We start from the raw sequence: 12,951 nt of genomic DNA, 5'->3' as shown, positions 1-12,951 counted from the left end.
CCAACCAACGGTTGGCACCCACCAGTGGATGTGCCATCGGTGCCAACCAAGGTTGGCATCTACCGGGGCGGTCAGCCCTTCTTCTTCTTGGTCAGGGCGATCACGTCGCCCAGCAACTGCAGCTGTTCGGTACTGGAGGGCAGGTCGCGCTCAAGCTTCTCGATCTCCTCGCGGAAATCGGCCACGTCCTCGAAGCTGCGGTAGACCGACGCGAAGCGTACGTAGCCGACATGGTCGAGCTTGCGCAGTTCGTTCATGACGAACTCGCCGACCTTGATCGAGGGCACTTCGCGCTCGCCGCTGATGCGCAGCTGGTGGACCACGGCGCGTACCGCCGCTTCGATCTTGTCTTCGGCCACCGCACGCTTCTGCAGCGCGCGGTCGAAGCCAGCGCGGACCTTGCGCTGGTCGAATGCTTCACGAGTGCCATCGCTCTTGACGATGGCGGGCAGTTTCAACTCCACCGTTTCCATGGTGCTGAAGCGCTCGCCACAGGCTTCGCATTCACGCCGACGACGGATCGTCGCGCCGTCTTCGGAGACGCGCGAGTCGATGACCCGGGTATCGGCATGTTGGCAGAAGGGGCAGTGCATGGAACGCCTGGCTCAGGAAAGTACCTATTGCCACGGTCATGGCAGCGTCGCAAAGGTACCTGAGAAGGGGCGCAGCAGCAAATGCTGTCTGCGCGGAAGCGCCTGCATTTCGGCCGAACAGAGCCTCCAGCGCGGTCAGCGCTGCGCGTTCAACCGGGTGCCGGCGGCGCCGAGGCCGCGCGCGCCCAACGCAGCCACGCCAGATGCCCTGCCATCACCAGCAACGGCGGGCCGAACCCGAGGAAGGCCAGGGTCGAGATCTCCCCGTGCTTGAAGGTGAAGTACAGCGTGGCGCCAACCACGCCCAGCGCGGCCAGGGCCCCCAGCGCCAGGCCGACCCAGGCGACAACCGGCGATTGGCGCAGGCCGCTGACACCGCGCCACAGGAACAGGCCGCTCAGCCACAACCACGACAGCAGGCCGATGATCCCGGCCGACGACCACAGCAGCAGGATCCTGTACTCGTCACCGGTCAGGTACTTGCCATCCCATACGACCATCAGACCCAGCACGGCACCCGTGCCTCCGGCGGCCACCGTTGGCAGGCCCACCAACAGGCCGGCAATGGCCATCCAGCGTTTGTGCAGACGCTCATCCATGCGTTCGGTTTCCTTCCCTGGGCCGCGTCATCCGCGGCGTTTGATCCACACCAGCATCGCAGCCGGCACCAGCATCGACGGGCCCAGCAGCAACAAGCCGAGACCTTCGCCGTGCACGGCGATGCCCCACCACAGCGCCAGCCCCAGCGGCGGCAAGGCGGCGAGACCGCCCGCCAGCAGCATCCACCACCAGAGGCGGTGCACGTGCAGCCCGGCACGCCCCTGCAGCAGAAAACCCGCGCTGAGCCACAACCAGGCCAGGCAGCCGGCAATGCCGGCCAGGCCCCACAGCGGCATCACCGTCACCGAGGCCAGGGTGCCATGGCCGAACTGGCCCAGCCCCATCAGCAGCAGCATCGTCGCCGCCGCGCCGCCCATCGCCAGGCTGGGCAGGCCGAACAGCACCGCCAGCGCGGTGTACAGGTACTTGAGGTGGCGCTCATCCATGCGCGGTTGCTCCGATACCGGGGTCAGAGCCCTTCCCTGCGGGAAGGGATCCGACCCCTGCTTCGATCCGGGCTTCGGGGTCGGATCCCTTTCCGTCAGGAAAGGGCTCTGACCCCTGCTGCGATCAGCCGTAGACCGGGTACTTGCGGCACTGCGCGCTGACGGCGTCGCGCACGCGGGCGATGACGGCGTCATCGTTCGGTGCGTCGAGCACGTCGGCGATCCAGTTGGCCAGATCCACGCAGTCCTGTTCGACGTAACCACGGGTGGTCACCGCCGGAGTACCCAGGCGCAGGCCCGAGGTCACGAACGGCGAACGCGGGTCGTTCGGCACCGAGTTCTTGTTGACGGTGATGTGGGCCTTGCCCAGCGCGGCTTCCGCGTCCTTGCCGGACACGTCCTTGCCGATCATGTCGACCAGCATCAGGTGGTTCTGGGTGCCACCGGAGACGATCTTGTAGCCGCGCGCGATCAGCGTGTTGGCCATCGCCTGGGCGTTCTTCACCACCTGCTGCTGGTAGGCCTTGAAGCCCGGTTCCAGCGCTTCCTTGAAGGCCACGGCCTTGCCGGCGATGACGTGCATCAGCGGACCACCCTGGATGCCCGGGAACACGATCGACTGCAGCTTCTTGACCAGGTCTTCGTCGGCGCCCTTGGCGACGATGATGCCGCCGCGCGGGCCGCGCAGGGTCTTGTGGGTGGTCGAGGTGACCACGTGCGCGTGTTCCAGCGGGCTCGGATAGACGCCAGCAGCAACCAGGCCGGCGACGTGGGCCATGTCGACGAACAGGTAGGCACCGACCTTGTCGGCGATGGCGCGGAAGCGCGCCCAGTCGATCACCTGCGAGTAGGCCGAGAAGCCAGCCACGACCATCTTCGGCTTGTGCTCCAGGGCCAGGCGCTCGACTTCGTCGTAATCGATCAGGCCCTGGTCGTTCACACCGTACTGCACGGCGTTGAACAGCTTGCCCGAGGCATTGACCTTGGCACCGTGGGTGAGGTGGCCGCCGTGGGCCAGGCTCATGCCGAGGATGGTGTCACCCGGCTGCAGCAGAGCGAAGTACACGGCCTGGTTGGCCTGCGAGCCGCTGTGCGGCTGCACGTTGGCGTAGTCGGCGCCGAACAGCTGCTTCAGGCGGTCGATCGCCAGCTGCTCGGCGATGTCCACGTATTCGCAGCCACCGTAGTAGCGCTTGCCCGGGTAGCCTTCGGCGTACTTGTTGGTCAGCTGGCTGCCCTGCGCTTCCATCACCGCCGGGCTGGTGTAGTTCTCGCTGGCGATCAGCTCGACGTGGTCTTCCTGGCGCTGGGTCTCAGCGGCGATGGCCTTGGCCAGTTCGGGATCGTAGGATTCGATGCGGACGTCACGCGGGAACATCGGGTACTCCAGCAGGCAGGGAAAAGGGGTACGGCTCAGCCCCCGATTGTAGCCCCGCACCGGGCCTGCCGGGGCCGAAACGGACGGGGCCGGCGTCCCCGAAGGAATCCGGCCCCGTATGGTTTCGAGTGCGCTGTACCGGCGTACCGGTAGATCCACGCCATGCGTGGAGGTGGCTGCGGACTCAGCGGCTGCTGAGCACGTACTGGGCGATCACACCGGTGGCGATGGCCACCAGCAGCATGTTGCCGCGGTCATCGCGGATCCAGTGGTGGCCATACGGCGGGCGACGCAGGTGATAGCGCGGGTAGTCGTTCACCACATAGACCGGGCCACGGTAGTAGTCGCGGTAGCGATGGCCGACCTTCCAGCCGTAGCCCGGGCCATAGGCCGGGCGGTACACCACACGCGGCGGTCCTCGCGCCACTCGCGGCGATCATGGTCGCGGCGGTGGTCGTTGTCGGCGAAGGCCGGGGCCACGGCGCCGAGCGCCAGCACAGAGGCCACGGCGCCGGCCATTACTCGATTGATGCGCATGTCAGACCTCTGCTCGGGTGGGTGGTGAGCCCATATTGCCCACCCGATCTGAACCGTTTCCGGCTGGAAACGCTTCCCGCTACAGGACTGTGACCGGGTATTCAGGCCGCGGCCAGCCCGGCGCCCCTGCCCGGGCGCGGCCCGGAACCGGTTCCGGCTATAATTGGCGGTATTCCATTTCAGTCTGTGCCCGCTGCCGCAACGGGATGTTCCCGTGACGGGTCGGGCGCAGGGCCGCGCCTACGGAGACCGCATGTCCTCGCAATACATCTACACCATGAACCGCGTGTCCAAGGTGGTCCCGCCCAAGCGGCAGATCATCAAGGACATCTCGCTGTCCTTCTTCCCGGGCGCGAAGATCGGCCTGCTGGGCCTGAACGGCGCCGGCAAGTCCACCGTGCTGAAGATCATGGCCGGCGTGGACACCGATTTCGAGGGCGAAGCCCGCCCGCAGCCGGGCATCAAGGTTGGCTACCTGGCGCAGGAACCGGAACTGGACCCGACCAAGACCGTGCGTGAAGCGGTCGAGGAAGGCGTGGGCGAAGTGCTGCAGGCCCAGGCCGCGCTGGACGCGGTGTACCTGGCCTACGCCGAGGAAGGCGCCGACTTCGACGCGCTGGCCAAGGAACAGGAGCGCCTGGAGGCGATCCTGGCCGCTGGCGACGCGCACACCCTGGAGAACCAGCTGGACGTGGCCGCCGATGCGCTGCGCCTGCCGCCGTGGGATGCCGTGGTCGGCAAGCTGTCCGGTGGTGAAAAGCGCCGCGTAGCGCTGTGCCGCCTGCTGCTGCAGAAGCCGGACATGCTGCTGCTCGACGAACCGACCAACCACCTCGACGCCGAGTCGGTGGAATGGCTGGAACAGTTCCTGGCGCGCTACACCGGCACCGTGGTGGCCGTTACCCACGATCGCTACTTCCTGGACAACGCCGCCGAGTGGATCCTGGAACTGGACCGCGGCCGCGGCATTCCGTGGAAGGGCAACTACACCGACTGGCTGACCCAGAAGGATGAGCGCCTGAAGCAGGAAGACAACCAGGAAAAGGCTCGCCAGAAGGCGATCCAGAAGGAACTGGAGTGGTCGCGCCAGAACGCCAAGGGCGGCCGCACCAAGGGCAAGGCCCGTCTGGCCCGCCTGGAAGAGCTGCAGTCGGTCGATTACCAGAAGCGCAACGAGACCAATGAAATCTTCATCCCGCCGGGCGAGCGCCTGGGCAATGCGGTGATGGAGTTCAAGAACGTCTCCAAGAAGTTCGGCGACCGCCTGCTGTTCGACAACCTGAGCTTCCTGGTGCCGGCCGGTGCCATCGTCGGCATCATCGGCCCGAACGGTGCCGGTAAGTCGACCCTGTTCAAGATGATCACCGGCCAGGAAAAGCCGGACACCGGCGAGATCGTGGTCGGCCCGACCGTGAAGCTGTCCTACGTGGACCAGAGCCGCGACGCGCTGGAAGGCAACCACAACGTCTTCCAGGAAATCGCTGGCGGCCTGGACATCCTCAACATCAACGGCATCGAGATCCAGTCGCGCGCCTACATCGGCCGCTTCAACTTCAAGGGCCAGGACCAGCAGAAGATGGTCGGTTCGCTGTCCGGTGGTGAGCGTGGCCGCCTGCACATGGCCAAGACCCTGCTGCAGGGTGGCAACGTGCTGCTGCTCGACGAACCGTCCAACGACCTGGACATCGAAACCCTGCGTGCGCTGGAAGATGCGCTGCTGGAGTTCCCGGGCAACACCTTCGTCATTTCGCATGACCGCTGGTTCCTGGATCGCATCGCGACCCACATCCTGGCGTTCGAAGGCGACTCGCACGTGGAGTTCTTCCAGGGCAACTACCGCGAGTACGAAGAAGACAAGCGCCGCCGCATGGGCGACGACGCTGCGCCGAAGCGCCTGCGCTTCAAGGCGCTGAAGTAAGGCAACAGGAAAGGCCGCGCTCGCGCGGCCTTTCTCCTTTTGCAATGTGTACCGACCATGCATGCCGGCCAGCGGCCGGCATCTACCCATGAGCGACCCCATGTCCCTGTTCGAGCGCCTGTTCCAGCTGCAACAGCACGGCACCACCGTGCGCACCGAGCTGCTGGCCGGTGTCACCACCTTCCTGACGATGTCCTACATCGTCTTCGTCAATCCCGAGATTCTCGGCACCACCGGCATGGATGCGGGCGCGGTGTTCGTGGCCACCTGCCTGGCGGCTGCACTGGGTTCGGCGGTGATGGCGCTGGCCGCCAACTTTCCGGTCGGCATGGCGCCCGGCATGGGCCTGAACGCGTTCTTCGCCTTCACTGTGGTCGGCGCTGCCGGCCTGCCGTGGCAGCAGGCACTGGGCGCGGTTTTCATCTCCGGCCTGGTGTTCCTGGTGCTGTCGCTGACCGGTGTGCGTGCATGGCTGGTGTCGGGTATTCCTTCGTCGCTGCGCTCGGCCATCGTGGCCGGCATCGGCCTGTTCCTGGCGATCATCGCGCTGCAGAAGTCCGGCGTGATCGTCGGCAATGAAGACACGCTGGTGGCGCTGGGCCCGTTGAACACGGCGCCGCCGCTGCTGGCGCTGGCCGGTTTCCTGCTGATCGCGGTGCTGGAAGCGCGTCGCATCCGTGGCGCGATCCTGATCGGCATCCTGGCCGTGACCGGCGCTGGTTGGGCATTGGGCGACGTGCAGTACCAGGGTCTGGTCTCGCTGCCGCCGAGCCTGGCACCCACCTTCCTGCAGCTGGACCTGCCGGGCCTGCTGCACCATGACGGCGGCGCGCCGATCGCGGTGCTGCTGCAGGTGGTGCTGGTGTTCGTGCTGGTGGAAGTGTTCGATGCCACCGGCACCCTGTATGGCGTGGTCGGCCGCGCCGGCCTGCTGAAGCTGCCGGGCGCGCAGAAGCGCTTCGGCCGTGCGCTGCTGGCCGACAGCACCGCGATCGTGGCCGGTTCGATGCTCGGCACCAGCAGTACCACCGCGTTTGCCGAAAGCGCCTCGGGCGTGCAGGTAGGTGGCCGTACCGGCCTGACCGCACTGGTGGTATCGGCACTGTTCCTGGCCGCGCTGCTGTTCTCGCCGCTGGCGGCGATGGTGCCCAGCTATGCCACCGCACCGGCGTTGCTGTTCGTGGCCGGGCTGATGCTGCGTGAGCTGGTGGAAGTGGACTGGAGCGACCTGACCGAATCGGTGCCGGCCGCACTGTGTGCGCTGGCGATGCCGTTCACCTACTCCATCGCCAATGGCCTGGCGTTCGGCTTCATCGCCTATGCCGCACTGAAGGCCGGTACCGGGCGCTGGCGCGAAGTGCATCCGGCGGTGTGGCTGGTGGCGGTGCTGTTTACCCTGCGCTACGCATTGGAGTAAGCGTTGGGCGGTGCCGGCCAGCGGCCGGCGCTACCGGGCGCTGGTTCACCTGCTGCGCACGGTGCTCTGGGATGATGCGGGCATGGTTCGGCCTGACCTTCCCGCGGATCCGTCTTCGCCGTTGCGCCGCCGGCTGCTGCGTGCGGCAGTGCTGGCGCCATTGGCCGGTACGCTCGCCACCCTGCCCGGCTGCTCGCTGCCGGTGCAGGTGGATGGCACCTTCCTGCAGCCCTGGCGCAGCCACCTGCAGTGGGGCTTGGCCGACTGGCAGCGATCCTTGAAGCTTGCACGTACGCTGGGCTGCAGGCAGCTGGTGCTGCAATGGACCGGCATCGTCGGTGGCAGTGACGGCGACTGGTCATTGCCCGACGGCAGCCTGCAGCAGCTGTTCACCGCCGCCAGCGGGAACGACATCCGCATCCGCGTCGGCCTGCCCTTCCAGCAGCGCTGGTGGCAGGCCATCGGCGCAGACGACGCAACGCTGCAGGCCTTCCTGGCCGAGAGCCTGGTGCACGCACGCAGCTGGTTGGCACAGGCGCCCTGGGCGCAGCAGCCGGCCTTCGGGGGCTGGTACCTGCCCTACGAACTGGAGCAGTACCACTGGGCCGATCCGGCCCGCCAGCAATGGCTGGCGCAGTGGCTGCACGGGCTGGTGCAGGCCGCCAGCGCACGCGGCGGCGACTGCGCGATGTCCTGCTACTTCAGCCGCCTGCAGACCGATGGCAACCTGGTCACGCTGTGGCAGGCGGTACTTGCGCACGCGGCCGTGCGGCCAATGGTGCAGGACGGCGTGGGGGTGGCCGGCGCCGGCAACGTGCAGCAGCTGCAACCGCTGCTCGATCATCTCCATGCCAACGGCATCGGTTTCGATGCGATCGTTGAACTGTTCCGCGAACTGCCCGGCGGCCCCGCCGACGGCAGCGGATTCAAGGGCGAAACGGCCGATGCCGCACGCATCCAGCGGCAGTTGGCATGGGCACGCGACAGCGGCGCACAGCACGTGCTGGTCTATGCATTGGAGCCATGGCTGACCCAGGACACACCGCAGGCCGCAGCGCTGCGGCGACGCTGGGGCCTGCCTCAGTAGTAGAGGATGGCGGTGGCGAACAGGCCCTTGGCACGCTGCGTATCACCACCGCCGATGGCGATGCGGTACTGCACGGTCAGGTCCAGGTAGGAACGCGGCGTGTTGTAGTGGTCCTCGCGGAACCAGTAACGCACGCCCACGCCTGGCCCTGCGCCAAGTGACCAGCTGCGCTGCGTATCGTTGAGCGCGAACGACTGCGCCGGGAACAGCGGGTAACGGATGTCGCGCACGCGCGAGCGCTGGTCCAGCCAATCGGCGCCAACCACGACATAAGGTGTGACCACCCAGTGCGTCTGCCCGGCACCGAAACGGAAGCTGCGCCCGGCACGCAGTTCACCGGCAGCGAACCACTGTTCGCGATGCAGGCGGCCATTGGCCTCGCCAAGGCGCCGCACCGGCGTGCCGTTGGCATCGAGCGCGTCGAGGGTGAAGGTGGCACCGTTGTCGTCCCAGGTATATCCCCCCTGCGCATAGCCACTGACCATCCACCACTGGTTCACATCGGTGCGCAGATCGGTGCCGTGGTAATAGCCGTAGGTCAGGTAGGACATCCATCCACCGGAACCGCTGGCCAAGCGGTAGCGCGCCAGCGTGCTGGCTTCCAGTGGCCGGTTCAGGGCCAGCTGCAGGCGGCACTGCACCGCTGCCGGTGCGGGGTAGACCTCGCCCTGGCGGGTGGCACTGCCCAGGAACTGGCGGCGCTCGATGCCGGCGCTCAAACCGGTCTGGCCAAAGGCGTAGCGCAGGCCGAACGAGGCGATGGTGGACGGCCAGCCGGTGGTCGAGCGCGAATGACTGAGGCGCTCGGCGCGTGCACGCGCATCCGGCGTTGATTCGCCGGTGCACGGATCCACCGCACGGATCGACTCGTAGGTGCCACCCTCGTCGTACAGCGTGTTGAGCAGGCGTGCGTAGAGCTCCAGCGTGCCATGCTGGTCATTGAACGCTGGTGGCCGCCAGAACGCCTCCAGCGTACTGAACACCGAATCGCCGGGCGTACTGATCGCCGCACCGCCGACATTGGTTGCGGCCTGGCGCGCACCCCGGAAACCCGCCGAGGCGACCACGCCCCACTCGCGTGAATAGTTGGCGATGGCATTGCGCACGTTGTAGCGCTGATGCTCATCCAGCGGCAGCTCACCGACGTCGGCGCGGTCGATGGCGCTACGCAGCAGTGACACCGCCTGTGGATGATCGCCGCTGGCTGCGCTGGCGTAGGCCTGGTCGAGCACCACGCTTTTCGGTGCCTTGCCGGTGGCCTCGGCGGCACGGAAGTCGGCCAGTGCGCGCGCAGGTTCGTGCGCCTTCTGGTTGAGGTAGCCGCGCTGCATCAGCGCCTCCGCATCGTCAGGGCGCTGTGTCAGCGCCGCATCCAGGCGCTGCAGTGCTTCGTCCTGCTGGGCACGGTTGCCCGCCGCCAGCGTGGTGGTGAGCAGGCCTTGCAGGTTCGCGTCGTCCGGTGCGAGTTGCACGGCCTGCCGCGCCTCAACGATGGCATCGGCGTAGTCCTCCCGCGCGTAGGCAGCGTAGGCGCGCTGTGCGGCACCGCCATCGCCCTGCAGGTCGGCCGGCATCAGCTCGCAGACATTGCCTGTGTCGCTAGACTGGCAGTGCTGGAACGGTGCCGGGTAGGTCTGGGCGCTGATGCGGGGAAGCGCGCGACTGGAACGGATCGCCCGGGCGCGTTGCTCGATGCCCTGCTGCAGAAGCTGCCGTGTCCGTGCATCGCCTTCAGCTGGCAGTACCGCCGCCTGCAACGGTGCCAGCAGTGCAGCTGCGCGTATCCGATCACCTGCGGCCAGCGCTGCATCCACCGCCAGCAGACGCACGTTGCGCTGCTGCATGGATGACCCGGGCGTGGCGAGTGCCGCATCGAAATCCTCATTGGCCCGCAGTGAACTGCCCTGGCGCTGGCGCAGGTAGCCGCGCATCACCCGTGCATTGAGATCCTGGCCGTCGGCCTGCAACGCCTGATCAGCACTGTGCTCAGCGTCGGCCAGCTGATCGCCCTGCAGCTGCGCGGTGATCAATAGCAGCCGGTATGAAGCCACGTCGGGGGCCAGTTCCACGGCAGCGTGTGCCTGCTCAATGGCGGCGGCATCCTCGCCTGCGGACAGCGATTGATAGGCCTGCTGGGCCTGCAGCAGGGCGCGTTGGCGACCCAGTGCCACGCGCCGCGCGCGCAGCGCCTCGGCATTCGGTGCACCCAGCTGCAGCGCGGTGCCGATGGCGGCGTCGGCCTGTTCGGGCTGTTGCTGTGCCTCCAGTGCCGCCACCCACAGCAGCGCCCAAGCGCCCAGTTTCGGCTGCTGCCGGAACGCCTGCTCGGCCTTGCTGGCCGCCTCTCCCATCCGCCCGGCGTCATAGGCCGCGTACGCCTCGGTGGCCAGCGCGTAGGCCTGCTGCCTGCTGCGGTCTGCGGCGCTGCCGACCGGACGCGATGGGGATGTCGTGCGCGCACCTTCGCCTCCGGTTGCCGCGCTACGTGCAGCGGTGGCAGCCGCCAGCGCCGGCAAGGCCGAATCTTTCATCCCCGCGTCCAGCGCACGCCGCGCCTGCTGCTGCGCTTCTGCGCCACGCCCGAGCTTCTGCAGCGCATAGATCTGCAGCAGGCGCAGCCGCACCACGTCCGGGCGCAGCCGGATCGCTTCAGTGGACTGCTGGTACGCCGCTTGGTAGTCACCACGCTCATAGGCGGCAAACGCCTGTTCGGCGATACGGTAGGCAGCTCCAGACAATGGCAGCTGCGCATCGGCCTGGGCCTGTACCGATACGCTGGCCGTGGCCAACGCGACGGCAATGACGGTGGACAGCAGCGTGGTCTTCATGCCGGCAAGGCTCCGGGAGGCGGTGACTGCAGCGTGGCCGCACGCCGGCGCTGTTCCTGCATGGCCTGGGCCACGGCCTCCTCGGTGGTGATGCCCTGCTTCACCAGGTAGTCGCCGATACGGCCGTCGCGCTGCGGCATGTAGTCGTCCAGTGCGATCTCGAACCGCGCGTGGTCGATCAGGCGCATCTCAACCAGCAGGTCGCCCAGCAAGGGCACGTTGTCCAGGTGCCACTGCCGGTCGCCGCCGATCAGGCGCAGGCCCGCGTTGATTTCGCTTTCGCGGGCGATGCTCTGTTCGACGTGCTCGCTGCGGGTTTCCTGCTTCAGCAGCGCCAACGCCTCTTCGGGCAATGGGCTGGCGACGGCCAGCCGCAGGGTGCCTTGCTCACGCGGTGGCAGCGGCAGCATGCGCCATTGCACGCAGGCATCGGCACTGACCGGGAACTGGCAGGCGCGCAGATAGTCCACGTCGATGACCGCGCGTGGCAGGTCGCCCTGGAAGGCGATCGCCTCGGCCAGCGTTTCATCATCCAGCCAGCCCTGGGTGAGCAGGATGCGGCCCAACGGCTGCTGGCGGCCTGCCTGCTGCTGATCCAGCGCCTGCTGCAGGCGTTCGGGTTCCACCGCCTGCCAGGTGGTCAACAGCTCACCGAGCTGCTTGCGGGTCTGCACCAGCTGCGCCGCATCCGGGAAGTCGTGCATGGTCTTGTCCCAGACCATGCGTTTGCCGAACAGCAGGTAGGCCAGGAACACCTTCCAGGCGCGTGCGGTGGCCATGAAATTGATCATGTTGCCGACCACCATGCGCGGGATCGACATCAGCGCGTGTTCCCAGCCATACAGCCGGTTGACGAAGTAGAAGCGCTGCACGACGCGGGTCGCCAGCGCCGCCGTGGTCAGCAGCGCCACGTTCATCTGCCAGGTACCGGCCTGGAACACGCTGGGAAACTGCATCGTCCACAGCCCGGTCATCTTCAACAGCCAGAACAGCAGCAGCTGCAGGAAGATGATGTAGGCGATGATGCTGACGAACGAGGTGATGATGCCCTTGCGGTCGCGCGCCAGCAGGTACTTGGTGGCCAGCGAGCCGCGCCAGCCCAGCGACTCCCAGCTCTGCAGCCCGATGCCCAGCACCCAGCGTGCCTTCTGCCGGTAGGAAGCGCGGAAGTTGTCGGGGAAGTACTCGCGCACGCACAGGGCCATCTGCTGGGTGCGTTCGCGCACCGGGCCCCAGCCGAACCACGAGGGCCGGCGCACGCGGAACTGCACCGGGAAGCGCGCGAAGATCGACTGCATGCCCATCGCCGCCAAACGTGCACCGACGTCGTAGTCCTCGGTAAGGCTGTCGGTGTTGAAGGGCTGGTTGTCGGTCTGTGCACTCAACGCCAGCAGCGCGCGCCGCGAGAAGCAGGTACCGACGCCCGCCGACGGCACCATGCCGGACACGCTCTCGCGCACAACCAGATCCTTGGCATGCCATTCGGCGAACTCGTCCATGTAGACGCCGGCCACCAGTTCGTACCACTCGCGGTCCAGCGAGGTGACCGGCAACTGGATCATGTCCTTGCGCGGCAGCAGGTAGTTGTAGAAGCGCAGTTCCATCGGGTGCAGCACGTCCTCGCTGTCGTGCAGGATCACCCCGGCGAACTCGATGTCGTGGCGTTTCTCGTAATCGAAGATGGCCAGGATCAGCCAGTTCAGGCAGTCGGCCTTGCTGGTCGGCCCGTCATGCGGCACTTCCACGCGGCGCAGGCGCTTGTAGCGGCGGCGCATGCGCTCCACTTCGTCGATGGTCTGCTGGTCGTTGGGATAGGTGCCGACGAACACGACGTACTCGCGGTAGTCGAGTACGTTGATCATGTTCTCCACCATCTGCGCGATGACGTCGTACTCCATCCACGCCGGCACCATGATCGCCAGCGGCTGTTGCGGCCGCTGCAGCAGGTCTTCCTGGGTCAGTGGCCGGTACGCCTCGCGACGCTTGATGGTGAGCGCCCGCCAGCTCTCGCGCACCCAATACCAGACATCGATGAACAGGTCATCGAGGCTGGAGATCAGGATCAGCACGGCCACCGCCGCCGCCGTGGTTTCCAGGGCAGCGTAGTAGTTGGCCAGCTGGATGTTCCAGAACAGACCGTCCACGGT

The 12,951-nt window shown here is 67.0% G+C and carries 9 protein-coding genes and 1 pseudogene; 3 read left to right on the top strand and 7 right to left on the bottom strand.

Translation table 11 applies throughout. The features are described from left to right. Positions 1-71: 71 nt before the first annotated feature. From nrdR to ACZK3J_RS03025, 5 genes and pseudogenes are all read right to left on the bottom strand, one after another. Positions 72-593 (bottom strand): transcriptional regulator NrdR, encoded by a 522-nt coding sequence (gene nrdR, locus ACZK3J_RS03045; RefSeq protein ID WP_004143350.1) that lies wholly within the window; start codon positions 591-593, stop codon positions 72-74. Between the two features lie 149 nt (positions 594-742). Beyond that, positions 743-1,192: a hypothetical protein gene (locus ACZK3J_RS03040; protein WP_032128045.1), complete on the bottom strand. Its 450-nt coding sequence runs from the start codon at positions 1,190-1,192 to the stop codon at positions 743-745. A gap of 27 nt (positions 1,193-1,219) precedes the next feature. Beyond that, a complete protein-coding gene (locus tag ACZK3J_RS03035) occupies positions 1,220-1,639 on the bottom strand; it encodes a hypothetical protein (protein WP_100437869.1) in 420 nt (139 codons plus the stop codon). 124 nt (positions 1,640-1,763) lie between these two features. Further along, entirely contained in the window at positions 1,764-3,017 is a 1,254-nt protein-coding gene (gene glyA, locus ACZK3J_RS03030; RefSeq protein WP_010481990.1) for a serine hydroxymethyltransferase, read from the bottom strand. Positions 3,018-3,201: 184 nt separating this feature from the next. Then, a pseudogene (locus ACZK3J_RS03025) lies at positions 3,202-3,554 on the bottom strand (RcnB family protein). Positions 3,555-3,807: 253 nt separating this feature from the next. On the opposite strand from ACZK3J_RS03025, the gene ettA reads away from it, so the two are divergent. The 3 genes from ettA to ACZK3J_RS03010 all read left to right on the top strand — a co-directional run bounded on the left by ettA (position 3,808) and on the right by ACZK3J_RS03010 (position 7,976). Next, positions 3,808-5,472, top strand: a complete 1,665-nt coding sequence (gene ettA, locus ACZK3J_RS03020) for an energy-dependent translational throttle protein EttA (RefSeq protein ID WP_005412220.1) — start codon at positions 3,808-3,810, stop codon at positions 5,470-5,472. 100 nt (positions 5,473-5,572) lie between these two features. Further along, positions 5,573-6,889 carry an NCS2 family permease gene (locus ACZK3J_RS03015; RefSeq protein ID WP_005408048.1) on the top strand — a complete coding sequence of 439 codons (1,317 nt, stop codon included), beginning with the start codon at positions 5,573-5,575 and terminating at the stop codon, positions 6,887-6,889. Positions 6,890-6,971: 82 nt separating this feature from the next. Beyond that, entirely contained in the window at positions 6,972-7,976 is a 1,005-nt protein-coding gene (locus ACZK3J_RS03010; protein WP_197655311.1) for a DUF4434 domain-containing protein, read from the top strand. Here the strand turns inward: ACZK3J_RS03010 and ACZK3J_RS03005 are convergent. Together ACZK3J_RS03005 and ACZK3J_RS03000 are read right to left on the bottom strand one after the other, a co-directional pair. Then, positions 7,970-10,804: an NfrA family protein gene (locus ACZK3J_RS03005; protein ID WP_478476411.1), complete on the bottom strand. Its 2,835-nt coding sequence runs from the start codon at positions 10,802-10,804 to the stop codon at positions 7,970-7,972. The two genes, ACZK3J_RS03010 and ACZK3J_RS03005, sit on opposite strands and share 7 nt — an antisense overlap. Continuing rightward, a complete protein-coding gene (locus ACZK3J_RS03000) occupies positions 10,801-12,948 on the bottom strand; it encodes a glycosyl transferase family protein (RefSeq protein ID WP_478476410.1) in 2,148 nt (715 codons plus the stop codon). Before ACZK3J_RS03000 ends, ACZK3J_RS03005 begins: the two co-directional genes overlap by 4 nt. Positions 12,949-12,951 lie beyond the last annotated feature (3 nt).

This window comes from Stenotrophomonas sp. 86428_Sma (assembly GCF_056481585.1).
The sequence above is the reverse complement of the archived record's forward strand: the minus strand, read 5'-3'. Positions and strand labels throughout refer to the sequence as shown.